Raw genomic sequence first — 23,973 nt, 5'->3', positions numbered from 1 at the left:
GTGTTCGCGCTCCCTTTCTTTCGCCGTGACCTGCCGGCACTGAAAGGCGACCGCGTCACGCTGCGCGTGCCGTTCACCAACGACTACCGCGAGTGGGCGACGGTGCGTGGCGAAAGCCGGGCCTTCCTCGAACCATGGGAGCCGCGCTGGACGCCGGATGAACTCGACCGCACCGCATGGCGGCTGCGCATCAGCCGCTACCGCGAAGACTATGCGCAAGGGACTGCGATCGCCTTCTTCATCTTCGAGAGGAGCAGCGGCAAACTGGCGGGCGGTATCACGCTCGGCAACATACGCCACGGCGTCTCGCAAAGCGGCCATGTCGGCTACTGGATCGGCGAACGCTTTGGCGGCCGCGGCCTGATGACCGACGCGGTCAAGGTGGTGGCGCGCTTCGCCTTCGATACGCTGAGGTTGCACCGGATCGAAGCGGCCTGTATTCCCGACAATATCCGGTCGATCCGCGTGCTTGAAAAAGCCGGATTCCGGCGCGAAGGACTTCTGCGATCCTATCTCAGGATCAACGGCATCTGGCAGGACCACTACCTCTACGCCCGGATCGCGGACGATCCGCCGGGCGTTGGAACGAAGGACTGATTTTTGACGAAATTCCTGCGCAATGGGCCGCTGTTCGCCTTTGTCCTCGCGACAATCCTGACGCTGTGCGCGGCATCGTCGGCCTTCGCCGTCGAACCGATCAAGATTGCCCGTGACGACGTCGCGCTCGACCTTTCCGGCGCCGTCGAGATCTATCGGAACCAGGGCGAGAATTTCCAGGTGTCGACCGCGCCGGGACCGGACGGCATCGTGCGGCGCATCGAGGTCGAGGCCAATGATGCGCGTTCGACCGGCGACTGGGCGGTGTTCGCGCTCGCCAACACCACCGACCAGCAGCTCGACAGGCTGATCGTCGCACCGCATTTCCGCCTGGTGAATTCCGGTATCTTCTGGCCGGATCTCGGCTCGACCCGCATCGCCGCCATCACGCCAAGCGAGGGCTTCGCGCTCGACCGCCAGACCAGCCCCGACGCCGACGTATTCCGGGTGACGCTGAACCCCGGCACGGTGATCACCTTCATCGCCGAACTCGCCTCGCCGAAGTTGCCGCAGGTCTACCTGTGGGATCCGGAATCCTACAAGGACTCGGTCAATTCCTACACGCTGTTTCGCGGCATCGTCATCGGCATTGCCGGCCTTCTGGCGCTGTTCCTGACCATCCTTTTCGTGGTCAAGGGAACCTCGATGTTCCCGGCGACCGCCGCACTTGCCTGGGCGGTTCTCGCCTATATCTGCGTCGATTTCGGATTCCTCAACAAGGTCATCGAGATCTCGCCCGGCAATGAGCAGATGTGGCGAGCGGGAACGGAGGTGGCGCTGGCGGGAACCTTCGTGGTGTTCCTGTTCGCCTATCTCAATCTCAACCGATGGCACGGCCATTTCAGCTATGGCGCGCTGGTCTGGATCCTCGGACTGGTGCTGATCGCCGGCGTCGCCATCGTCGATCCGGCGGTCGCCGCCGGCATCGCCAGATTGTCCTTCGCCGCCACCGCGCTGACCGGGCTCGGCCTGATCATCTTCCTCGGCATACGCGGCTACGACCGCGCCATCATGCTGGTGCCCAGTTGGGTCATGGTGCTGTTGTGGCTATGCGGGTCGTGGATGGCGATCACCGGCATGCTCGACAACGATATCGCCCAGCCGGCCCTGGGCGGCGGGTTGATCCTGATCATCCTTCTGATCGGCTTCACCGTAATGCAGCATGCCTTTGCCGGCGGCGCGCTGCATCAGGGCCTGTTCTCCGACCTCGAGCGGCAGGCATTGGCGGTGGCTGGATCGGGCGACACGGTGTGGGACTGGGACGTGCTGCGCGACCGCGTCGTCACCAAGCCCGATGTCAGCATCCAGCTAGGACTGGCGCCGAACAGCCTCGGCGGTGCGGCGCGCAACTGGTTGCCCGTGCTGCATGCCGACGACCGCGACACGTTCCGCACGACACTCGACGTCGTGCTCGAACACCGGCGCGGCCGGGTATCGCAGAATTTTCGCCTGCGCGGCGCCGATGGGCACTATCACTGGTTCTCGCTCAGGGCACGGCCGGTGATCGGATCGGACGGCGAAGTGATTCGCTGCGTCGGCACCATGGTCGACGTGACCGAGCAGAAAAAGTCCGAGGAAAGGCTGCTGCACGACGCCGTGCATGACAATCTGACCGGCCTGCCGAACCGCGAATTGTTGATGAACCGGCTGGAAGCGATCATCTCGATCGCGCGCACCGAAGAGAAGGTGCGGCCAACCGTTTTCGTCATCGACATCGACCGTTTCAAGCAGGTCAATGACGGGCTCGGCATCTCGGCCGGCGACACCATCCTGTTGACCATCGCGCGCCGCCTGCACCGGCTGCTCAAGCCGAAGGATTCGCTGTCGCGCTTTGCCGGCGACCAGTTCGCGCTGATGCTGCTGTCCGAACAGGACCCGGCCCGCATCGCCGCCGTGGCGGATGCCATCAAGCATGCCATCAACAACCCGATCACCTTCGCCAAGCGCGAGATCGTGCTGACCGCCTCGATCGGACTGATCACCTGGAATTCGCCGCAGATGTCGGCCGAGGACATGGTCAAGGATGCCGAGCTTGCCATGCATCAGGCCAAGCGCTTCGGCGGCGACAGGATCGAGCCGTTCCGTCCGGCTTTCCGCACCGTCGGCACCGACAGGCTGCAGTTCGAATCCGACCTGCGCCGCGCCATCGAGCGACGCGAATTCACCCTTGCCTACCAGCCAATCGTGCGGCTCGAGGACGGCAGCGTCGCCGGCTTCGAAGCCCTGTTGCGCTGGGATCACCCGCGCCGTGGCATGATCCCGCCGGCGGATTTCATCCCGGTCGCCGAAAGCTGCGGGCTGATCGTACAGCTCGGCCTGTTTGCCATGCAGCAGGCGGCGGAAGACCTCGCCAGCTGGCAAAAACAGATCGGCGACGCGCCGCTGTCGGTCTCGGTCAATTTGTCCAGCCGTCAGTTGATCCGCCGCGACCTAGTCAGCGATGTCCGCTCCGTCATCGCGCGAGCTAACCTCAAGCCGCGCTGCTTCCGGCTCGAGCTCACCGAATCGCTGGTCATGGACAATCCCGAGCAGACCGCCCATGTGCTGACCAAGCTGAAGCAGCTCGGCATCGGCCTGTCGCTGGACGACTTCGGCACCGGCTACTCCTCATTGGCCTATCTGACGCGTTTCCCCTTCGACACCATCAAGATCGACAAGAGCTTCGTCGACGACAACACGCCGAAGCGCGCGGTGCTGCTCAAATCGATGGTCAACATGGCGCATGAGCTCGGCCTGTCTGTCGTCGCCGAGGGCATTTCGGATGAAAGCGATGCGCTGGAATTGCGACAGATGGGCTGCGAATATGTCCAGAGCTTCATGTTCGGCGCGCCGATGCCGGGCGATCAGGTGCTGAAGCAGCTGAAAGAGCAGTATCCGCTCACGCAGGCCTGACAGGATTTCGCGTGCGTCGCTCGAGCGCACCAAGGGTCTCCGCGACGGTGTTTCATTTTAGCCGAACTAGCTCATCGACCTGGAAGGATGTCGAAAGTGTAGGATTTAATCCTACACCGTGCTATAGGGAGACAATCAGAGGATTTCCATAATGCGCACGACGCAACAGATGAGCATCACCCTGCCGCCCGAGATGGCGCAGATGGTCAAGACCAAAGTCGCCTCGGGGGAGTACGCCACCGAGAGCGAGGTCATCCGCGATGGCCTGAGGGCTTTGGCGGCGCGTGACAAGGCTCTGGAACGCTGGCTCGTCGAGGAAGTCGTGCCGACCTTGAAGGATTTCGACGCCCACCCTGAAAACCTTGGTGACCCCGAAGACGTCCGTGGCCGCCTCAAGGCGCGGGTCTCAGCGTTGACGGCCAAGTCATCCCGCAGTGCATGAACTATACGGTCAAGTTCCATCCGGCAGCCGAACGGGACCTCGACGATCTGCTAACGCATCTTGCGCAGGAGGCCGGTGCTACTGTCGCCAACCGGTTTGTCGACCGCATCGTAGACTACCGCCTGGGATTCTCGACGTTCCCTGAGCGCGGTATGCGCCACGACGACGTGGCGAAGGGGCTGCGCACCGTCGGCTGGCGTCGCCGAGCCACCATTGCCTTCACCGTGCGGCAGGACACGGTGGGATTCTCTATGCCGGCCGGACGCTGGAGCTACCGGCGGACGACGAATGACATCCAAGGCCTTGACGCGACCAGAAAGGCACATCGAGCACAGCCAAGCCTGAGTAGCCCCAGATTGAATCCGATTGCGACGCTCTAGGCGTGTCCGGCCGCGAGGCTGAGATGCGCGAGGTCTATGCCGATCGAGGCGAGGATCCGGTCGTATTTGCGCTCGATGTCGGTGTCGAACAGAAGCTCGGCATTGGCCGGACAGGTCAGCCAGCCATTCTCGGCGATCTCGGTCTCCAACTGGCCGGCTCCCCAGCCGGAATAGCCGAGCGCCATCAGCGCGTGACGGGGCCCGCGGCCGGACGATATGGCGCGCAAGATGTCGACGGTCGCGGTCAGGCAGATGTCGTCCGAAACAGTCAGCGACGATTCCACCCGGTAGTCACCCGAATGCAGGACAAAGCCCCGGCTGCGATCCACAGGCCCGCCATTGCGCACGACGAAATCGCGCGCCTGCGCCGGCAAGCGGATCGCCTCCTGTTCGTTCATGATGCCGAGTTGCACGAGCAGGTCCGGAAACAGCATCTGCTGTGTCTGGTTGATGATCAGGCCCATGGCGCCTTCATCCGAGTGCGCGCAGACATAGATGACCGAGCGCGTGAAACGGTCGTCCTTCATGCCGGGCATGGCAATCAGGAACTGATCGTCGAGAAAGCCGCGGCTGGCGACCGTCTTCTTGTGGCGCAACAAGTCCATGAAAGGGAGCGTAACGCGTTTCCAAAGCGCCGAAAAGATGCGCCGTGCGGGATTCGACCAAAGCCTATGCCGCCGGCTCGAGCATTCTTCTCCCTCGAGGTCACGCAAATATGATACCGCCAAAGCCATGAAATCATTGCGCGGCCATGAACGGACGATCAAATCACCGCCATGCAAAGCTTGAAAATCCTGCTGCTCGGCGCCGCCATCGGATCGGCAACCGCTCTTCCCGCCGCCGCCTCTTCATCGGCCTGGTACAACAGCGAAGGGGGCAAGGTCCGGCTGGTGACGTCGGGCAAAGCCGATGATGCCGGCCGCATCCAGGGCGTTCTCGACATAGCGCTCAAGCCCGGCTGGAAGACCTACTGGCGCGATCCGGGCGACGCAGGCGTGCCGCCGCAGCTCGACATTTCAGCCAGTACCAACATAACCGACGCCGCTCTGGCGTTTCCTGCCCCGCAGCGCCATGACGACGGCTACGGCAAATGGGCAGGCTACAATTATCCGGTTTCGCTGCCGGTAACATTCACGCTGGCGGCGCCGAACCAACCGGCGGTCATCGATGCCGACATCTTTCTCGGCATCTGCGAAACGATCTGCATTCCAGTGCAGACGCGGCTGACCGTCGATCCCGCCTCCGATCCGGACAATGCCGAGGACGCGGCGCTGGTGAAGGCAAGTTTCACGGCATTGCCGGCGCCCGCGAGATCCGATTTCGGCGTCAATGTCCTGCCGGGTGACCATGAGACGCTGATTGTCGAGGCGAGCTTTCCCGGCGATCCGGAGGCGGCGGATTTCTTCGTTGCCGGCGAGCACGATTACATGTTCGGCAGCCCTGCCCGCAGCGAAAAGGACGGCAAGCTGATCTTCACCGTGCCGATCCTCGATCGCCCGTCGACGACGCCGACGGATGGCGGGCTTCACTATACGCTGACGAGTTCGGCGGGCGCGGTCGAAGGGCTTCTGCCTTTCCCTTGATCCAGCCCACCCGAACGGTTGCAGGAAGCCGTTGAGTTCGCTACGCAAAGACACGTCCTTCCCCATTTTTCCCAAGCGAGGAATCCATGACCATTTCCGTTGGCGACAAGCTGCCTGACGTGACCTTCAAGACGATGACCGCCGATGGCGCCAAGCCAATCACCGGGGCTGAGATCTTTTCTGGAAAGAAGGTGGTGCTGTTTGGGGTTCCCGGAGCCTTCACACCGACCTGCAGCAACAACCATTTGCCCGGCTATCTCGAGAACCATGACGCCATCCTGGCGCGTGGCGTCGACACCATCGCCGTCGTTTCGGTCAATGACGTCCACGTCATGGGCGCCTGGGCGCGCTTCACCGGCGGTGAGGGCAAGATCCTGTTCCTCGCCGACGGCAGTGGCGATTTCGCCAAGGCGGTGGGCCTCGACAATGACCTTTCCGCCGGCGGCATGGGGCTGCGTTCGAAGCGGTTTTCGATGGTCGTCGACGACGGCAAGGTCACCGCGCTCAATGTCGAGACCAAGCCCGGTGTCGACGAGTCCGGCGCGGCTCATATTCTGGGACAGCTCTGAACTTCAGCGAGGCGTCAGGCCGGGACCGCAACGACGATCGCGCTGCAGTCCAGGGCCTGCTTTGGAGGACCCTTGCGATGTTTGACATCTTCTGGCGCGCTATCGTGATCGGCATCGGCGCCACCGTGCTGATGGATCTCTGGGCCATCTTCCTGCACAAGGCGTTCGGCCAGCCACGGCCGAACTGGGGGCCGGTCGGTCGCTGGGTCTGGCATCTCCGCGGCAAGGTCTTCCACGACGATATCGGCGATGCAGCGCCTTACGCGCGTGAAAAGGCGCTGGGTTGGGCCTTTCATTATTTTGTCGGCATCGTCTACGGCATCATCCTGGTGGTGCTGGCCGGAGCGGGTTGGCTTGCCGCGCCGACATTCCTGCCGGCCTTCATCCTCGGCATTGTCACCGTCGGCGCCGGCTGGTTCCTGCTGGCGCCCGGCATGGGCGCCGGCTGGGCCGCCTCGAAGCGCCCCAACCCGATGCAGATCCGTGCCCTCAACCTAGTGTCGCACACGGTGTTCGCGCTCGGGCTATACGGCACGGCGCTGCTGATCCGCTGAGCGTTTACGGCTCCCCCAGCCTGTCGATCGGCTGCCATCCGTGGACAACGCGACGCGCGCCGATATCATACGCGAAGCAGTTGCCGCCACCGGCTGGCTGATCCGCTTCGCGGCTGATCTCGCGACCACTGAGAGACAAGAGCAACAGCGTTCCCACGCCTCCGTGGCCGATGAAGGCAATGTCGTCGTCACCGTTGGTACCGAGCACGGTGTCGACCTCGCTCACGATACGATGCTGCGCATCGATAGCTCTTTCCCATCCGCGAACGCTTTCGTGTGGATTGGCAAAGAACTGGTCCGCGACCGTTTCGAACTCCGGCGGCGGCAGGAAACCCGTTGCCGATCGATCGTTCTCATGCATCCGTTCCCTCACCTCGATGACAAGACGCAGATGCGTTGCGAGGATCTCGGCGGTTTCCATCGCCTTGCGTTCAGCCGACGACACGATACGCCGGATCGACCCGATCCAGGGCCGGTCGAGCATTGCAAATGCTCTCGCGCGTCCGATGTCGGATAGCCCCCATTCCGGCACGGGAACGCTGGCATCGACCTGAACCTGGGGATGCGTGACGTAGTAGAGGATCGGCACGATGGAAATTCCCTGCCTGAGATCCGTCCGGCGCCCGAAATTAATAGCTCTGGGTTGAGCGCCGCGCTTTCGCGACCGTCGGCTGTTTTGCTTGCGCAGCCGGCTTTGGTGCAGCAGCAGGCTTGAACGGGCCTTTCTTAAACGGTGCCATGCCCTCGCGCGCGAGTTCGTCGGCGCGCTCGTTCTCGGTATGGCCGGCATGGCCCTTGACCCAGTTCCAGGTGACCTTGTGGCGCCTGTTGGCCTCATCGAGTGCCTGCCAGAGTTCACCGTTTTTGACCGGCTTCTTGTCGGCGGTCTTCCAGCCGTTCTTCTTCCAGCCATGGATCCACTTGGAGATGCCGTCCATGACATATTTGCTGTCGGTGTGAAGCTCGACCGTGCACGGTTCCTTCAGCGCGTTCAGCGCCGAGATGGCAGCGAGAAGTTCCATGCGGTTGTTGGTCGTCTCGGCCTCACCGCCGGAAAGCTCCTTGGTGGTGCCATTGAAGCGCAGGATCGCGCCCCAGCCGCCGGGGCCGGGATTGCCCGAACAGGCGCCGTCGGTGAAGATTTCAACCTGTTTGCTCATGATACCCCATATCAGGCCAATCCATATTCCGAAGGAGATCTGATCGCCCGGTGGAACCGCATCCTGCGGATATACTCGGTCGGATCGCGTTTCATCACCAGCCCACCATTGGGAACAGTCAGCCAGTCGTACAGCCGGGTCAGCATGAAGCGCAGCGCCGAACCGCGCGCCAGCATCGGCAGCGCCGCCTTCTCCAGATCGCTCAGGGGACGCACGTTTTGATAGCCGGCAAGCAGCGCCTTGCCCTTGGTGAGATTGAAGGAAAAATCCTTCTCGAAGCACCACGCGTTGAGACAGGTGGCGACGTCATAGGCGTAGAGGTCGTCGCAGGCGAAATAGAAATCGATCAGGCCGGACAGCTTTTCGCCGAGGAAGAAGACATTGTCGGGGAAAAGATCGGCATGGATGATGCCTTGCGGCAGCTCTTTCGGCCAGTTCCGCTCGAAATCGGCGAAGTCGGCATCGACCTCGGCCGCTAGGCCCGGCTCGACCTCGTCGGCGCGGTCGCGCGCTGCGTTCCAGAGCTTGCGCCAGCCGTCGATGGCCAGTGCATTGGGGCGAGTCATCGAAAAATCGGCGCCGGCCAGATGCAACTGCGCCAACGCCCTGCCGACCTCGGCGCAATGCGTTGCCGTCGGCCGGCGCAATGAAAGCCCTTCGAGAAAGGTGATGATGACCGCCGGTCGGCCGGCGAGCGTGCCGATGACGCTGCCGTCATGCGCGGTCACCGGCAGCGGGCAGGACACGCCCTTGTTGGCAAGATGGCCCATCAGGCCGAGGAAAAACGGCAGATCCGCCTTCTCGACCCGCTTTTCATAGAGCGTCAGGATGTAGGCGCCGCTGGAGGTGTGCAGCAGGAAGTTCGAGTTCTCGGTGCCTTCGGCGATGCCCTTGTAGGACAGGAGATCGCCGACCGGATAATGCTTCAGGAACGCGCCGAGTTCGCCTTCCGCAACGTCGGTGTAGACCGCCATGTGCCTTACGCGGCTCCATTGACGAAGGCCATGTCGGCCCGCGTCAGTTCGACATCGCGCAGTACCCGCATGACCGGAAAATCCTCCGTTTCCGTGGCCGTGATGGCCAGGTCGATCGTGACATCGAAGCGCTGCCGGAAGGCATCGATGATCTCGTCGACGATGATTTCGGGCGCCGACGCGCCGGCCGACAGGCCGAGCGTCGAGATGTTGCCGATGTCGTTCCACGGAATCTCGGCGGCGCGCTGCACGAGAAGCGACATCGAGGCGCCGGCACGTTCCGCCACTTCGACAAGGCGCCGCGAATTGGAGGAATTGGGCGCGCCGACGATCAGATAGAGATCGGCGCCGGCGGCGGTCTCCTTGACCGCCTCCTGGCGGTTGGTGGTGGCGTAGCAGATCGATTCTGCCGCCGGCGCCTGCAGGGCTGGAAAGCGATCCTGCAAGGCGCGGATGATGCCGGCGGTGTCCTCGACCGACAAAGTGGTCTGGGTGACGAAGCCGAGCGCCTGCGGGTCGGCAGGCGCAAGCTTGGCGGCATCGGCTTCGGTCTCAATCAGCGTCACCGCTCCGTCCGGCAGCTGGCCCATGGTGCCGATCACCTCGGGATGTCCGGCGTGACCAATCAAAAGCACATGGCGGCCCAGCCGCTGATGGCGCATCGCCTGCTTGTGGACCTTCGATACCAGCGGGCAAGTGGCATCGAGATAGAAGAGATTGCGCGCCTGGGCATCCGCCGGCACCGACTTCGGCACGCCATGCGCCGAGAACACGACCGGGCTCTGGCGGTGTTCGGCCGGGATCTCGGAGAGTTCCTCAATGAAGACGGCGCCAAGGCTTTGCAGCCCCTCGACGACGTAGCGGTTGTGCACGATCTCATGACGGACATAGACCGGCGCGCCATATTTCTTCAGCGCCAGCACGACGATCTGGATGGCACGGTCCACACCAGCGCAAAAACCACGCGGCTGGCAGAGCCGGATCGTCAAGGGAGGCTTGGTGGTTGTCTGGAGCATTAAATCCTGGCCGGTTCGTCAGCGCCGAAATGAGGTGCCTACCCCCGTCCTGTCAAGGGCGATGGCCCTGTCAAGGGTGTCGGTCGCGCTCATTCCTCTTTCGCGGGACGGCGAAGCCGCAGGATGAGCACGGCGGCGAGCGCCGCGGCAAGCCCATACCAGGTCATCGCATATTGCAGATGGCTGTTCGGCAGGTCGATGATGGTGACGCCGCCAACCGGCAATCCGCCTGGATTTGGCGTCTTGTCGGCGTCGATGAAGATCGGCACCAGCGCAGCACCCGCCGGCAGCCCGGCGCTCGCCGCCATCACGTCGCGGTCCTTCCAATAGAAGATGTTTTTCGCCACATCGTTGTCGGGGAGCATCATCGACGGCTTTGCCGGCAGCGGATTGCGGGCGAGCCCGGTGACAGTCACCTTGCCTGTCACCTGTCCCTTGGCGCGCTTGGCGGCATCCTTCAGATCGTAAGGCACGAAGCCGCGATTGATCAGGACGACGCGACCATCGTCGAGCGCCAGCGGCGTGTATACGTTGAAGCCGGCATCGCCTTCCCAGGTCGCGTAGAAATGCCGTTCGCCCTGATGCAGGAAGGTGCCGGTGACGGTGACCGGCGTGTAGTCGACGTCCCCAGTGGCGGCGAATTCTTTCTCAACCTCGGCCAGCGGCCGTGGCACCGAATGGGTGCGCTGGTCGATGGTCTCAAGAAGACCTTCCTTCCAGTACAGGCGTTGGACCTGCCAGGTGCCGAGCGCCAACAGGATCGCGAACAGCCCCAGGCCAAGGCTGAACAGCAATGCCATCCGTGGCCGCGAACGGCCACCGGCTTTGACGGACGCCTCGCTCATTCGCCGCGATCCAGCCGGCCCTCGGCCGCCTTGTTGCGGTATTGCAGGGTGAGCAGCACGCCCTTGATCAGCCGCAGCGCCGTCAGGCACAGCACGACAGCCAGCGGGATCCAGACCAGCAGATGCAGCCAGAGCGGCGGGCTCAGCGTGACTTCAACCCAGAGCGCCAGACCGACAATGAGGAAGCCTATGATCAGGATGACGAAGACCGCCGGCCCGTCGCCGGCATCGGCGTAGGAATAATCGAGGCCGCAATTGACGCAGCGCTTGCCGACAGTGAGGAAACCGGCAAACAGCCGCCCCTCGCCGCAGCGCGGACAGCGGCCGTGCAGGCCTGCCGAAATCGGGTCGATCGGAGGCCAGATCGCCCTATCTTCACTCATGGAAGCGTCGTCGCTCATTGCTTACCGCTCGATCTCGATCGGTGTGCCATCGGCCACCAGTGCCCAGATTTCGTCCATGTCGGAGTCCGTAACCGCAATGCAGCCATCGGTCCAGTCGACCAATTGAAGCAGCCAGCCCCACCAGCCATAACCGTTTGGCTGGCCGTGGATCATGATCATGCCGCCCGCGTCGACATTGCGCGCCTTCGCGCCCGCCAGATCGTCGGTATTGGGATATGAAATATGGATCGACTTATGCGCGATACTGTTCGGGTTGCGCCAGTCGAGGACATAGCTCCCCTCGGGCGTGCGTTGATCGCCCTCTTGGTGCTTGTGCCCGACAGGATCGCCGCCGAGCGCGATGCCGTAGCTTCGCAGGACCTTGCCGTCGCCGATCAGTTCCAGCCGCCGTTCCGACTTGTCGACACGCACCAGATCGACCCTTTCCGCGGCAAGGGTCGGGAATGCCGTGATCGTGAATGCGCAAATCGCCCACGGAATTGTCAGCCGCATGAGCTATCGATCAGCGATCATTGCGCCGAAAAGAAGAAGGCGGCCACGTTGCCGTGGCCGCCTTTTCGAAATGGAAATCCCAGATGCTAGATCAGTGGCCTTCGATCACCGCGCCGACCGATCCCCAGACGTAGATCGAGGCGAACAGGAACAGCCAGACCACGTCGACGAAGTGCCAGTACCAGGCGGCCGCCTCGAAGCCGAAATGCTGCTTGGGGGTGAAGTCGCCCTTCATCGCCCGGATCAGGCAAACCAACAGGAAAATGGTGCCGATGATGACATGGAAACCGTGGAAGCCGGTCGCCATGAAGAAGGTGGCGCCGTAGATGGAATCCTTGAAACCGAACGGAGCGTGCATGTACTCATAGGCCTGCACCATGGTGAACAGCATGCCCAGGCCGACGGTCAGCACCAGGCCGTTGATCAGCCCCTTTCGATCGCCATGGATGAGCGAATGGTGCGCCCAGGTGACCGTTGTGCCCGACAGCAGCAGGATGATGGTGTTGTAGAGGGGCAAATGGAAGGGATCGAGAACTTCCATGCCCTTCGGCGGCCAGACGCCACCGGTAAATGTGTGGCGCGCGTAGTTCTGTGCCTCGCCGGCAAAAAGGCTGGCATCGAAATAGGCCCAGAACCAGGCAACAAAGAACATCACCTCCGAGGCGATGAACATGATCATGCCATAGCGCAGATGCAGCGACACGACCCGCGTGTGATGGCCCTCATGCGCTTCCTTGATCGTGTCCGACCACCAGGCAAACATGGTGTAGAGGACGATCACGATGCCGATGAAGAACAGCCACGGATTGGCGATGTTGAAGCCGAAGATCGGGAAGCTGCCGCCCTTCAGGTACTCCATCAGGCAGACGCCGCCAAAGGCCATGACGAGCGCCCCTATCGAACCCAGGAAAGGCCATGGGCTCGGGTCGACGAGATGATAGTCATGCTGTGGTTTTGCGTGTGCGTGCGCGTCTGCCATATCAACCCCCGAGATTTGCTTCGGTATTGGAAATTGTCTTGCTATTGCCCTGTGCCGGCTCCGAGGAGGCGACCGGCTTGGTCTTCTCGACCGGGAACATCGTGTAGGACAGGGTTATCGTCTTCACGTCCTTCAGTTCCGGCACGTTGACAATATCGGGGTCCACATAGAACAGGACCGGCATGTCCAGCGTCTCGCCGGGCTTCAGCGTCGTGTCGGTGAAACAGAAACACTCGACCTTGTTGAAGTAGGGACCCGCCAGTTCCGGCTGCACATTGAAGGTGGCACGGCCGGTCACGGGGCGATCGAACTTGTTGGTGGCCTTGTAGTGCGCCTGCACCGTCTCGCCGATCTTCATGGTCATCGAGCGCTGGACCGGTTGGAACTCCCACGGCACGCCGGCGATGTTGGCGTCGAAGCGAACGGTGATCTCACGGTCGAGCACGCGGCCGGCATACTGCTTCTCGGCACGCTGTGTCGTGCCGCCATAGCCTGTCGCCTGGCAGAACATCTTGTAGAGCGGCACCGCGGCATAGGCCATGCCGATCATGCCGGTGAAGAAGGCAAGACAGACCGCCGCGACAATGACGTTGCTGTTCTTGCCTGTCGCTTTTTTGGACGTCTCGACGCTCATCACATCGTGCCCAGATTGTGGCCGAACTTCACGATGGTTGCGATGTAGAAAATGACGACCAGCAACGCGAGCGCCACGCCAATGGCGATGGAACGGCTACGCTGGGCCTTCTTCTGACGCTCGGTCAACGTGATAGTCTCGAGCTTTTCTTCGATCATAGTCATGCTCCACCCATGGCAAGCGCGCGTTCGACAACGCTGTCGGCCAGATAGGCAGCGAAGATGGCGAAGAGATAAAGCAGCGAATAGGCGAACAAGGCCTTAGCCGGTTTCATCACGCGGTCGTCGTCGGCCATGCCAAGCACTTTCCATGCGTACCAGACAAAACCGACCCCGAGCAGCACGGCGGCCACGCCATAGATCGGCGTGGTGTAGCCAAGCAGCCACGGCGCCACCCCGACCGGGGCCAGCACCAGCGCGTAGGCGAAAATCTGACGGCGCGTCGAGGCGTGTCCGGCGACATTCGGCATCATCGGGATACCGGCCTTGGCGTAGTCCTCGGACTTGAACAGCGCCAGCGCCCAGAAATGCGGCGGCGTCCACAGGAAGATGATCAGGAACAGGATCAGGCTTTCGAGGCTGACCGTTCCGGTCACCGCGGCCCAGCCGATGACTGGCGGAATGGCACCTGCAGCACCGCCGATGACTATGTTCTGCGGCGTCCAGCGCTTCAGCCACATCGTGTAGACGACGGCATAGAAGAAGATGGTGAAGGCCAGCAGCGTCGCCGACAGCCAGTTGACCAGCACGCCGAGCGTCATCACCGACAGCACGGACAGCACCAGCCCGAAGCTCAGCGCCTCGTGCGGCTGGATGCGGCCGGCCGGGACCGGACGGCTGGCGGTCCTGGTCATCACCGCGTCGATATCGGCGTCGTACCACATGTTGAGCGCGCCGGAGGCGCCAGCACCTATAGCAATAGCCAGGATGGCGATCACCGCCAGCAGCGGGTTGATGGTCACCGGTGCGGCGACGAGACCGACAAAGGCGGTGAACACCACCAGCGACATGACGCGCGGCTTCAGCAGGGCGAAGAAATCGCCCGCCGTCGCTTCCGACATGCGAAAGCCCGCTTCGTCAATCAATGGGTCGTCGACAAGGGCCATGCGTACTCAAGTCCATCATTCCGTTGGCCAAAACCGCCGGCGGACCGGCGGTTTCGTATTCGAGAGGGCAGCCGCCTTACTTGATCTTCGGCAGCTGTTCCCACTGGTGGAAAGGCGGCGGCGAAGGCAGCTGCCATTCGAGCGTCGTTGCGCCCTCGCCCCACGGGTTGGCACCGGCAACCCGCTTCTTCTGGAAGGCTTCGAACACGCAGTAGAGGAAGATCAGTACGCCGACGGACGAGATATAGGAGCCAATGGACGACACATAGTTCCAGCCGGCAAATGCATCCGGATAGTCAATGGTGCGGCGCGGCATGCCGGCGAGGCCGAGGAAGTGCTGCGGGAAGAAGATCAGGTTCACGCCGACGAAGGTAACCCAGAAGTGGGTGTTGGCGATGACGGGCGAATACATGTAGCCGGTCATCTTCGGGAACCAGTAGTACCAGCCGGCGAAGATGGCGAACACCGCGCCCAGCGACAGCACGTAGTGGAAGTGCGCGATCACGAAATAGGTGTCATGCAGCGAACGGTCGAGGCCGGCATTGGCCAGCTGGACGCCGGTGACACCACCGATGGTGAACAGGAAGATGAAGCCCAGCGCCCACAGCATCGGCGTCTTGAACGAGATCGACCCGCCCCACATCGTCGCGATCCAGGAGAAGATCTTCACGCCTGTCGGCACCGCGATCACCATCGTGGCGAAGACGAAATAGCGCTGTGTGTCGAGCGATAGACCGGTCGTATACATGTGGTGCGCCCAGACGATGAAGCCGACGGCGCCGATCGCCACCATGGCGTAGGCCATGCCGAGATAACCGAACACCGGCTTCTTCGAAAAGGTCGAGATGACGTGACTGATGATGCCGAAGCCCGGCAGGATCAGGATGTACACTTCCGGGTGACCGAAGAACCAGAACAGGTGCTGGAACAAGATCGGGTCGCCGCCGCCATCGGGAGCAAAGAAGGTGGTGCCGAAATTGCGGTCGGTCAGCAGCATGGTGATGCCGCCGGCCAGAACCGGCAACGACAGCAGCAGCAGGAAGGCGGTGACCAGCACCGACCAGGCAAACAGCGGCATCTTGTGCAGCGTCATGCCAGGCGCGCGCATGTTGAAGATGGTGGTGATGAAGTTGATGGCGCCAAGGATCGACGACGCACCGGCAATGTGGATCGACAGGATCGCCAGATCCATCGCCGGTCCGGGCTGCCCCGAGGTCGAAAGCGGCGGATAAAGCGTCCAGCCGCCGCCGACGCCATACGCGCCCGGCGCGCTCGGCATGAACATCGAGGTGAGCAGCAGGATGAAGGCCGGCGGCAGCAGCCAGAAGGAGATGTTGTTCATGCGCGGGAATGCCATGTCGGGCGCGCCGATCATGATCGGAACCATCCAGTTGGCAAAACCGCCGATCAGCGCCGGCATGACCATGAAGAAGATCATGATCAGGGCGTGCGCGGTGGCGAAGGCATTGTACATGCTCTTGCCGCCGTCGATCGCGGCGTCACCGTTCATGCCGTAGACCATCTGCGCCAGACCGCTGAATATCTGGATGCCAGGCTCCTGCAGCTCCATGCGGATGGCGACCGACAAGGCACCGCCGATGATGCCGGCCATGATCGCGAAGATCAGGTAGAGCGTGCCGATGTCCTTGTGGTTGGTCGAATAAACCCAGCGCACCCAGCCGTGATAAGGCTTGTGGTCGTGCCCGTCGTGAGCTGTAGCGTCTGCCATGTTCCGCTCCGTTCCCTAAATCTTGCTAACCCGCGGCATTAGTTGCCGGCGGCCGCTACCTTGTTCTGGCCGTCGACCGCGGCCATCAGCGTCTTGTTGGCGCCGGGCAGATCGGTCTTGGCTGCCGCCAGCCAGGTCTTGAACTGCGCGTCGGAGACGACACGGATGGCTATCGGCATGAAGGCATGGTCCTTGCCGCAGAGCTGCGAGCACTGACCGTAATAGAGGCCTTCCTTCTCCGCCTTGAACCAGGTCTCGTTGGTGCGGCCCGGAACGGCGTCGATCTTGATGCCGAACGACGGCATGGCAAAGGAGTGGATCACGTCGGTTGCGGTGACGAGCACGCGGGTCATGGTGTTGACCGGCACCACCAGCTCGTTGTCGACGGCGAGCAGGCGCGGATAGACCTTGCGGTCCTCCTTGCCGGCGGCGGCGCGTTCGGTGTCCTGGAGGATCGCGGAGTTGAACGAGAGCGTGTTCTCGGTCTGGTACTCGTAGTCCCAGTTCCACTGGTTGCCGGTCGCCTTGACGGTCAGCTTTGCTTCTTCCGGCGGCGTGTACTGCGCGGTCAGCAGCTGGAACGAGGGAATTGCGAGGCAAAGCAGGATGACCACCGGGCCGACAGTCCAGATCACCTCGATCAGCGTGTTGTGGCTGGTCTTGGACGGAACCGGGTTCGCACTCGCGCGGAATCTGACGATGCAATAGGCGAGAAGAAGCAGCACCAGGATGGTGATCGGGACGATGAACCACATCGTGTAGTTTCCGAACCACTCGATCTGCCGCATCATGTCGGTCGCCGGCGCCTGGAAGGTTGTCTCCCAGTCCTTGGGCTGGTCGGCATGGGCAGATGTGCCGGCGAAAAACGTGATAGCGGCACAAGCACTTAGAAACTTGGCACTTGCTGGAACCTTGGCGTTTGCCAGGAAATTTCTCATCGCCCTCATCGTCTCCCAGTTCCTCGCGGCTGTACCACAAGAATAACGAACAATGCCGGGACGGGAATCCCGACAGTCTCAAGGTGGTTCAAACCATACTCTTTTTCCCTCCGCAAGAAAGGAGCGGACGAAACCGTGCGGCATTTTTGCGCGCAAGCCCGGATGTGCCTTTGAAGGCAGCGGCGGCGGCCCCGAATCGCCTATGCTGGGCCAACGGTGACATTCCTGCGGGCCGCGCGTGCCGAACGTCGCAATTCGGGCGAAATTGGCAGGGAAAAGCGCCGTATTGGCTTTTTCGGGGCAGACCGGCTGCGGTCTCGTCCTTTACTTGGCTTTGGCGCGGCTTAAAGTGCCGTGATTCGCAATGGAGCCGTCATGATCCCTTGGCTTTCGAGAAACACTCGGTTTTCGAGAAACTGGGCGAAAGTCGTCTTTCTCGCCGCCCTGTCTGGTATCGTCTTGTCCGGCATGGCCAACGCCGCGCAGCCGAGCGGCACGGTGCGCTCGACGCATGGCGCGTGGTCGATCATCTGCGACACGCCGGCCGGCGCCACGTCCGAACAATGCGTGATGATGCAGAACGTCGTCGCCGAGGACCGTCCTGAGATGGGGCTGTCGGTCGTCGTGCTGCGTACCGCCGACAACAAGGCGGAGATCCTGCGCGTGCTGGCGCCGCTCGGCGTGCTTTTGCCCAACGGACTCGGTCTCAATGTCGATGGCAAGGATATCGGCCGCGCCTATTTCGTGCGCTGCTTCCAGGACGGCTGCTATGCCGAAGTCATTCTCGAAAAGCCGCTGCTAGACACGCTGAAGACCGGCACGTCGGCCACCTTCATCGTCTTCCAGACGCCGGAAGAAGGCATCGGCATCCCGGTCGATCTCAAGGGTTTTGCCGACGGTTTCGCCGCCCTGCCCTGACGCCCTAGCCTTGCGTCGGCGACCTGTCGGCGAACCGCATTTGTCATCACAACGCGGCTGGACGATTGTCTCGACGCGCCTTCGCGCCTACATCGTGGCAAAGACCCATTCCTCCTGTGAACGGATGCGCCATGAACAGCCTGATCGGCCAATTCGACATTTCAGACGATCGCATCAAGCAGATCGTCGCTGAGACCATCAAAGGCGCCGACGACGGCGAGCTGTTCCTCGAATACAGCGAAAGCGAAGCGCTGATGTTCGACAATGGCCGGCTGAAGACCGCCAACTTCAACACCGACCAGGGGTTTGGCCTGCGTGCCGTGGCCGGCGAAGCCAGCGGCTACGCCCATTCCAGCGATCTCTCCGAGGCCTCGCTGCTGCGCGCCGCCGACGCCGTCTCAACCGTCAAGGGTGGTTATTCCGGCACGCTTGCCGCGGCGCCCGCCCGCACCAACCGCCATCTCTATGGCGACGAGAATCCGATCCCCTCGCCTTCCTTCGAAGCCAAGGCAAAGCTTTTGCAGGAAATCGACGCCTGGCTGCGCGCCGAGGATCCGCGCGTTCGCCAGGTTTCGGCGTCGCTTGCCGCCTCCTGGCAGCATGTCGAGATCGTGCGCGCCGACGGCCAGGTGGTGCGCGACATCCGCCCGCTGGTCCGCATCAACGTCTCCGTCGTGGTCGGCAATGGCGACCGCCAGGAGAGCGGTTCCTACGGCATGGGTGGCCGCAAGGCGTTTGGCGAGTTCCTGGTCGAAGACAGCTGGAAGCACGCCGCCAAGGAGGCGCTCCGGCAAGCCCTGGTCAATCTGGAGGCGATACCGGCGCCGGCCGGCACCTTCGACATCGTGCTGTCGAGCGGCTGGCCGGGCGTCATGCTGCACGAGGCCGTCGGCCATGGGCTGGAAGGCGATTTCAACCGCAAGAAGACTTCGGCCTTCGCCGGCCTGCTGGGCCAGCAGGTCGCCGCCAAGGGGGTCACCGTCGTTGACGACGGCACCATGCCCGAGCGGCGCGGCTCGCTCACCGTCGACGACGAAGGAACGCCTTCGGCCCGCAATGTGCTGATCGAGGACGGCAAGCTGGTCGGCTACATGCAGGATCGGCAGAACGCCCGGCTGATGGGCATGAAGGCGACCGGCAACGGCAGGCGCGAAGGCTACGCGCATCAGCCGATGCCGCGCATGACCAACACCTACATGACATCAGGCGACATGGAGCCGGACGAGATCATCGCCTCGGTCAAGAACGGCATCTATGCCGTCTCCTTCGGCGGCGGCCAGGTCGACATCACCTCGGGCAAATTCGTCTTCGGCTGCACCGAGGCCTACATGATCGAGAACGGCAAGGTGACGCAGCCGATCAAGGGCGCGATGCTGATCGGCAACGGACCGGACGCCATGCACCGCGTTTCGATGATCGGCAACGACATGAAGCTCGACACCGGCATCGGCATGTGCGGCAAGGCCGGACAGGGCGTGCCGGTCGGCGTCGGCCAGCCGCATTTGCGCATGAACCAGATGACGGTGGGCGGCACGAGGGTTTGAGCGCGTCTTGGAGCGTATTTTGTCGGGATGGGCTCATGCTTGCGCTTTTAAGCCTGAATCCCTGTCGGTACCTTGAAGTGAACACAATCCACGTTAGGAAATTATTAAGTGTTTAAGTGCCTGGGCTGCCTTTTGCGCACGAACGCAGCACCAGCTTCCTCGTTGCGATCGTGGTTTTGGCAATGCGGCATTCCCCCGTCCTGACTTCGTCTTTGCTGCTTGGCTTTGTTTCGTTGATTGGTGCGACATCGCTGCAAGCCAGCCCGGCGGCGGCACAGTCGACATTGTTCAAGTCGCGATCGACGCAATCTTCCGTGAATGGGCTGCGCTCTGCCGCCGTTGGCGGAAGCACCAGCGTCCCTTACGGTTGGATCGATTTCTGCCATCGCCGGCCAAAAGAGTGCAAGGTGCCCGCTCTGCCGGCCGCGAATGTTAAGCTGACCGCGCAGAATCTGCGCATCCTCAAGCGGATAAATCAGAAGGCGAACAGCTCCATCAAGCCCGTCAGCAATTTCGATCACTGGGGCACGATGGCGGACCACTGGGATTACCCCGTGGACGGCAAGGGCGACTGCAAGATCTACGCGCTCTACAAGCGCAAGCTTCTTTTGGAAGCGGGATTCCCCCGGCAGGCGCTGCTGATGACCGTGGTGCGCGACCTGGACAATGAAGGCCACACCATTCTGACGGTGAAAACCGACAAGGGCGATCTTGTCCTGGACAATCTGGTCAATGAGGTCAGGCCTTGGAACGCGACGGGCTATTACTTCCTGAAACGCCAGTCGCAGCAGAACCCAAACACGTGGGTGTCGATCAACCAACGGGGCGGCACGTCGAAACGACTGTCACCAAGCTCGTAGGAGTCGAAGCCTCCGGCTACCGTCGCCGCTTCGGCTTCTCCAGCAGCGCCACCGCCTCGACATGCGGCGACCACAGGAACTGGTCGATCGGTGTCACGCTTTTCAAGGTGTAACCGCCGTCGATGAGGATGCGCAGGTCGCGAGCCAGCGTCACCGGATTGCAGGACACCGCGGCAACATACGGCACATCCGAGCGGGCGATCTGCTTCGACTGGTCTTCGGCGCCCGCGCGCGGTGGGTCGAAGACCACACCGTCGAAGGCATTCAATTCCTTGAACGTCAGTGGCCGGCGGAACAGGTCGCGGCGCTCGCCCGTCACCCGCTTCAGGCCAGTGGCGAAGCGTGATCCCCGGTCGAGCGCCGAAAGGGCTGCCGCATCACCCTCCACCGCATGGACTTCCGATTTCATTGCCAGCCGCAAGGCAAAGCTGCCGCAACCGGCGAAAAGATCCGCCACCTTCTTGGCACGCTTCAGATGTCCGCCGACAATATCGGCCATCGCCTGTTCTGCAGCCTCGGTTGCCTGCAAGAAGGCGCCCGGCGGAATGGCAACGGCCACGCCGCCGAACGTGACCACCGGCTTTTTGGGTTCGATGACGATCTCGTCGTCGATTGAAAGCCGGGCAAATCCCTGGGCCATGACGAAGTTGGAGGCGACCCGACGCTGGTTCTCGCCCAACTTGCCTGACTCATAGACCGCGACATCGAGCCCCGAACCGGTCACGGTGACCGCCATGCGGAACGATTTGGTGGTGGCGCAGACCAATTCGGCGAGTGCCTTCAGGCGATCGAGCGCGGCGACGATCTCCGGCAGCGAGATCGGGCATTCCTCGATCGAGATGATCTCCGGCGACAGATGGCGATGGAAGCCGAGTAGCATGCCTGTATCGGTGCGCCGGGCGGCAAGCACGACACGGCGGCGCGTGTGCGGCGCGCAAGCGACCAGTTCGCCAATCTCGCAATCGATGCCTTTGCCCTTCAGGGTGTGCGCCACCTTTTCGCGTTTCCACTGGCGATAGGCTTCGGCTTCGAAATGCTGGAGCACGCAACCGCCGCATCCGGTGAAGTGGCGGCAGGCGGGATCGATGCGCAGCGGCGAGGCTTCCAGCACCGCCATCAGCATGGCGCGATCCCTTTCGCGCGCGGCGGTGACCGTTTCGCCGGGCAATGTAAAAGGAATGAACAGATCGCCTGTCTCGGTCTCGGCGATGCCGTCGCCCTGGGCGCCGAGTTTCCTGATGCTGAAGCGCGCGCTCATCGGTCCTTGATCCCACCGAGCAGGAATTCGCGATTGCCGTCGCCGCCCTCGATCGGCGACAAATGCAGCCCGAGCGAGCGCCAGCCGGGAACGGCGTCCAGCCAATCCTGCAGCAGGCCGGCGACACGGGAGGCGTCGTAGGGATCCTTCAACAGACCACCCTTGCCGATCGCCTCGCGACCAGCCTCGAATTGCGGCTTGACCAGAAACATGGCCTTGGCGCCAGCCTTCGCAAGGCCAAGCGCCGGTGGCATCGCCAGTTTCAGCGAAATGAAGCTGACATCGGACACGATGAAATCCGGAATACGACCGCCAAGATCGGCGGCTGTGAGATCGCGGGCGTTCAGACCCTCGATCACCGTTACACGCGGATCTCCTCCGACATCAGGGTGCAGCTGACCATGCCCCACATCGATCGCGGTGACATGAGCAGCGCCACGCTCCAGCAGAACCTGGGTGAAGCCGCCGGTCGAGGCGCCGACGTCGAGCGCCTCGCAGCCGGCAGGATCAAGGCCGAAATGGTCGAGCCCACCGATCAGCTTGAGTGCCGCGCGCGACACATAGCCTTGCGCCGGATCGTCGATGGTAACAAGGCATTGCGGCAAAACACTCTGGCCGGGCTTGCGGGCGAGGACACCGTCGACCGTCACCGTGCCGCGTTCGACCGCGTCGCGGGCACGTGAGCGGCTGACAAACAGCCCGCGCTGGACGAGCAGGTCGTCGAGCCGCTGGCGGGTGCTGGCTGGCAGAGGCGAATTCATCGGCCTTCATGGCGAAAGCCGACGACGATGGCAAGGGCGCCAACCGGGCATTGAGGGAGGCATTCGTTACCCACTCCAACCATCATCCCAGCAATATTGGGCTTTGAGACGATGGCGGTTAGTTCTGTCACGCTTCCATCCTTTGAAAATCCGTGCGCTACACTCGTTGAAACGGGTGGTTGCCGAAGCACGAGGCGTAGCCGTTTGCAGACCACTGTCCCGAATTCCAGAAATCTCATGGATCGTTAACCTATTTTCGTCGCATTTGCTTGAGGACTAAATGTTATGACTGCGACAGCCCGCAAAACAGGGTGAAGAGGCGTCAACCTTGGAAATGGCCAGCGATATCGTCTACAAGGTGCTTGACCGGATTTCCGGCGCCGGCCTGCTGGCGACCGGACTTCTGTTGCTGACCGCTTTGGTCAGCGCCCTCGTCGCCTATTGGCGCACGGTCGAGAAAAAGAGCTGGAAGGAATTCTTCGAGTTCGCGATCCCGCACGAGGTGATCACTCATCCCTCGGCAAGGGCCGATCTTTTGTTCTGGGTGACGAGGAAGGCCCTCATGCCATTCCTCATGCTGCCTGCCGGCATCGTCTTCGTCAGCGCCGTCGGCTATGCGACGAACTGGCTGCTCTCGACGCTCCTGGCGATCCAGCCGCCCCTGATCGAGGGCCCGGCAGGCCCGGTGACGGTGACGATCTTCACCATCACCATGCTGCTCGCCTACGACATTTCGTACTATCTCTATCACGTCGCCCAGCACCGCTATCCGGTGCTCTGGGAACTGCACAAGGTGCACCATTCGGCTGAGGTGATGGTCGGCATCACCAAGGATCGCGTCCACCCGCTCGACGAATTGATGAACCGCGCTTGGGACGGTGTCATTCCCGGCATCTGCTTTGGCATCTGGTCGCTGGTGTCGCTGAACCTCGTTGAACTGACGGTCTTCGGCGTCAACGTTTACATCATACGCAACATCCTGATGATGGATTTCGTCAGGCACACGCATTTCAAGATCTCGTTCGGGCCGCTGAACAACCTGATCCTGTGCCCGCACTGGCATCAGTTGCACCACAGCACGGACCCGCGCCACTACGACAAGAACTTCGGGCTGCTCTTCTCGTTCTGGGATCGGCTCTTCGGAACTCTATGCGTTCCCAGACCCGACGAGGACTTCAAATTCGGGTTGATCGAACGCAACGTGCGCGACTATCAGTCGCTCGCAGGGCTCTATATCATGCCGCTGAAGCGGATGTGGTGGCAGATCGCCAGACACTTCCGAACCGGCAAGCCCGAGCCACAGCAATCATCGCAAAGGGCCAAGCCTTGAACGGGCCTG

The 23,973-nt window shown here is 62.2% G+C and carries 27 protein-coding genes; 11 read left to right on the top strand and 16 right to left on the bottom strand.

From position 1 onward, the window contains the following. The 4 genes from EJ076_RS15050 (at nt 1) to EJ076_RS15035 (ending at nt 4,311) form a co-directional block, all read left to right on the top strand. On the top strand, nt 1-597 hold the full coding sequence (locus EJ076_RS15050; RefSeq protein WP_126068409.1) for a GNAT family protein: 597 nt from the start codon (nt 1-3) through the stop codon (nt 595-597). Between the two features lie 3 nt (nt 598-600). After that, nucleotides 601-3,489 carry an EAL domain-containing protein gene (locus EJ076_RS15045; RefSeq protein ID WP_126068408.1) on the top strand — a complete coding sequence of 963 codons (2,889 nt, stop codon included), beginning with the start codon at nt 601-603 and terminating at the stop codon, nt 3,487-3,489. A gap of 151 nt (nt 3,490-3,640) precedes the next feature. Continuing rightward, nucleotides 3,641-3,931 (top strand): type II toxin-antitoxin system ParD family antitoxin, encoded by a 291-nt coding sequence (locus EJ076_RS15040; protein ID WP_126068407.1) that lies wholly within the window; start codon nt 3,641-3,643, stop codon nt 3,929-3,931. Next, a complete protein-coding gene (locus EJ076_RS15035; RefSeq protein WP_109662283.1) occupies nt 3,928-4,311 on the top strand; it encodes a type II toxin-antitoxin system RelE/ParE family toxin in 384 nt (127 codons plus the stop codon). Before EJ076_RS15040 ends, EJ076_RS15035 begins: the two co-directional genes overlap by 4 nt. On the opposite strand, the gene EJ076_RS15030 is transcribed toward EJ076_RS15035, so the two are convergent. After that, nucleotides 4,308-4,916, bottom strand: coding sequence for a YqgE/AlgH family protein (locus EJ076_RS15030; RefSeq protein WP_023808594.1), 609 nt, complete (start codon nt 4,914-4,916; stop codon nt 4,308-4,310). The two genes, EJ076_RS15035 and EJ076_RS15030, sit on opposite strands and share 4 nt — an antisense overlap. 171 nt (nt 4,917-5,087) lie before the next feature. Between EJ076_RS15030 and EJ076_RS15025 the strand changes: the two genes are divergently transcribed. From EJ076_RS15025 to EJ076_RS15015, 3 genes are all read left to right on the top strand, one after another. After that, nucleotides 5,088-5,894 (top strand): protein-disulfide reductase DsbD domain-containing protein, encoded by an 807-nt coding sequence (locus EJ076_RS15025; RefSeq protein WP_109662280.1) that lies wholly within the window; start codon nt 5,088-5,090, stop codon nt 5,892-5,894. An 86-nt stretch (nt 5,895-5,980) separates the two neighbouring features. Beyond that, on the top strand, nt 5,981-6,463 hold the full coding sequence (locus tag EJ076_RS15020; protein WP_109662278.1) for a peroxiredoxin: 483 nt from the start codon (nt 5,981-5,983) through the stop codon (nt 6,461-6,463). A 77-nt stretch (nt 6,464-6,540) separates the two neighbouring features. Next, nucleotides 6,541-7,017, top strand: coding sequence for a DUF2938 domain-containing protein (locus EJ076_RS15015; RefSeq protein WP_126068406.1), 477 nt, complete (start codon nt 6,541-6,543; stop codon nt 7,015-7,017). 4 nt (nt 7,018-7,021) lie between these two features. Here EJ076_RS15015 and EJ076_RS15010 read toward each other — a convergent pair whose 3' ends face one another. From EJ076_RS15010 to coxB, 13 genes are all read right to left on the bottom strand, one after another. Further along, nucleotides 7,022-7,606 (bottom strand): histidine phosphatase family protein, encoded by a 585-nt coding sequence (locus EJ076_RS15010; RefSeq protein ID WP_126068405.1) that lies wholly within the window; start codon nt 7,604-7,606, stop codon nt 7,022-7,024. Nucleotides 7,607-7,646: 40 nt separating this feature from the next. Beyond that, entirely contained in the window at nt 7,647-8,177 is a 531-nt protein-coding gene (gene rnhA / locus EJ076_RS15005; RefSeq protein WP_126068404.1) for a ribonuclease HI, read from the bottom strand. Nucleotides 8,178-8,188: 11 nt separating this feature from the next. Then, nucleotides 8,189-9,151, bottom strand: coding sequence for a homoserine kinase (locus tag EJ076_RS15000; protein WP_126068403.1), 963 nt, complete (start codon nt 9,149-9,151; stop codon nt 8,189-8,191). 5 nt (nt 9,152-9,156) lie between these two features. Then, nucleotides 9,157-10,167, bottom strand: a complete 1,011-nt coding sequence (gene ispH, locus EJ076_RS14995; protein ID WP_109662268.1) for a 4-hydroxy-3-methylbut-2-enyl diphosphate reductase — start codon at nt 10,165-10,167, stop codon at nt 9,157-9,159. Between the two features lie 89 nt (nt 10,168-10,256). Beyond that, nucleotides 10,257-11,012, bottom strand: a complete 756-nt coding sequence (locus EJ076_RS14990) for an SURF1 family protein (protein WP_164548643.1) — start codon at nt 11,010-11,012, stop codon at nt 10,257-10,259. Next, nucleotides 11,009-11,395 (bottom strand): DUF983 domain-containing protein, encoded by a 387-nt coding sequence (locus tag EJ076_RS14985; protein WP_164548642.1) that lies wholly within the window; start codon nt 11,393-11,395, stop codon nt 11,009-11,011. The genes EJ076_RS14990 and EJ076_RS14985 overlap by 4 nt, the downstream gene beginning before the upstream one ends. 21 nt (nt 11,396-11,416) lie before the next feature. Further along, the gene (locus EJ076_RS14980; protein WP_126068402.1) at nt 11,417-11,908 is read right to left on the bottom strand and encodes a L,D-transpeptidase family protein; all 492 of its coding nucleotides are present in this window, start codon (nt 11,906-11,908) and stop codon (nt 11,417-11,419) included. Between the two features lie 91 nt (nt 11,909-11,999). After that, on the bottom strand, nt 12,000-12,887 hold the full coding sequence (locus EJ076_RS14975) for a cytochrome c oxidase subunit 3 (RefSeq protein WP_109662262.1): 888 nt from the start codon (nt 12,885-12,887) through the stop codon (nt 12,000-12,002). Between the two features lies 1 nt (nt 12,888). Then, nucleotides 12,889-13,521 (bottom strand): cytochrome c oxidase assembly protein, encoded by a 633-nt coding sequence (locus EJ076_RS14970; RefSeq protein ID WP_126068401.1) that lies wholly within the window; start codon nt 13,519-13,521, stop codon nt 12,889-12,891. After that, nucleotides 13,521-13,679: a hypothetical protein gene (locus tag EJ076_RS14965; protein ID WP_109662257.1), complete on the bottom strand. Its 159-nt coding sequence runs from the start codon at nt 13,677-13,679 to the stop codon at nt 13,521-13,523. The genes EJ076_RS14970 and EJ076_RS14965 overlap by 1 nt, the downstream gene beginning before the upstream one ends. Before the next feature lie 2 nt (nt 13,680-13,681). Beyond that, on the bottom strand, nt 13,682-14,626 hold the full coding sequence (locus tag EJ076_RS14960; RefSeq protein ID WP_109662255.1) for a heme o synthase: 945 nt from the start codon (nt 14,624-14,626) through the stop codon (nt 13,682-13,684). A 76-nt stretch (nt 14,627-14,702) separates the two neighbouring features. Next, entirely contained in the window at nt 14,703-16,355 is a 1,653-nt protein-coding gene (ctaD, locus tag EJ076_RS14955) for a cytochrome c oxidase subunit I (RefSeq protein ID WP_126068400.1), read from the bottom strand. A gap of 38 nt (nt 16,356-16,393) precedes the next feature. Further along, nucleotides 16,394-17,293 carry a cytochrome c oxidase subunit II gene (gene coxB, locus EJ076_RS14950; protein WP_126068399.1) on the bottom strand — a complete coding sequence of 300 codons (900 nt, stop codon included), beginning with the start codon at nt 17,291-17,293 and terminating at the stop codon, nt 16,394-16,396. Nucleotides 17,294-17,668: 375 nt separating this feature from the next. On the opposite strand from coxB, the gene EJ076_RS14945 reads away from it, so the two are divergent. From EJ076_RS14945 to EJ076_RS14935, 3 genes are all read left to right on the top strand, one after another. Next, nucleotides 17,669-18,211 carry an invasion associated locus B family protein gene (locus EJ076_RS14945; protein ID WP_126068398.1) on the top strand — a complete coding sequence of 181 codons (543 nt, stop codon included), beginning with the start codon at nt 17,669-17,671 and terminating at the stop codon, nt 18,209-18,211. Nucleotides 18,212-18,342: 131 nt separating this feature from the next. After that, nucleotides 18,343-19,755 (top strand): metalloprotease TldD, encoded by a 1,413-nt coding sequence (tldD, locus tag EJ076_RS14940; protein WP_126068397.1) that lies wholly within the window; start codon nt 18,343-18,345, stop codon nt 19,753-19,755. Nucleotides 19,756-19,937: 182 nt separating this feature from the next. After that, nucleotides 19,938-20,615 carry a transglutaminase-like cysteine peptidase gene (locus tag EJ076_RS14935; protein WP_164548849.1) on the top strand — a complete coding sequence of 226 codons (678 nt, stop codon included), beginning with the start codon at nt 19,938-19,940 and terminating at the stop codon, nt 20,613-20,615. Nucleotides 20,616-20,631: 16 nt separating this feature from the next. On the opposite strand, the gene EJ076_RS14930 is transcribed toward EJ076_RS14935, so the two are convergent. Both EJ076_RS14930 and EJ076_RS14925 read right to left on the bottom strand, forming a co-directional pair. Next, nucleotides 20,632-21,873: a class I SAM-dependent RNA methyltransferase gene (locus EJ076_RS14930; protein ID WP_126068396.1), complete on the bottom strand. Its 1,242-nt coding sequence runs from the start codon at nt 21,871-21,873 to the stop codon at nt 20,632-20,634. Further along, nucleotides 21,870-22,634, bottom strand: coding sequence for a TlyA family RNA methyltransferase (locus tag EJ076_RS14925; protein WP_126068395.1), 765 nt, complete (start codon nt 22,632-22,634; stop codon nt 21,870-21,872). Before EJ076_RS14925 ends, EJ076_RS14930 begins: the two co-directional genes overlap by 4 nt. Nucleotides 22,635-22,968: 334 nt before the next feature. On the opposite strand from EJ076_RS14925, the gene EJ076_RS14920 reads away from it, so the two are divergent. Then, on the top strand, nt 22,969-23,964 hold the full coding sequence (locus EJ076_RS14920) for a sterol desaturase family protein (protein WP_164548641.1): 996 nt from the start codon (nt 22,969-22,971) through the stop codon (nt 23,962-23,964). Nucleotides 23,965-23,973: the final 9 nt, after the last annotated feature.

The organism is Mesorhizobium sp. M7D.F.Ca.US.005.01.1.1, from assembly GCF_003952545.1.
Lineage (GTDB): Bacteria > Pseudomonadota > Alphaproteobacteria > Rhizobiales > Rhizobiaceae > Mesorhizobium > Mesorhizobium loti.
This window is presented reverse-complemented; position numbering and strand designations above follow the sequence as displayed.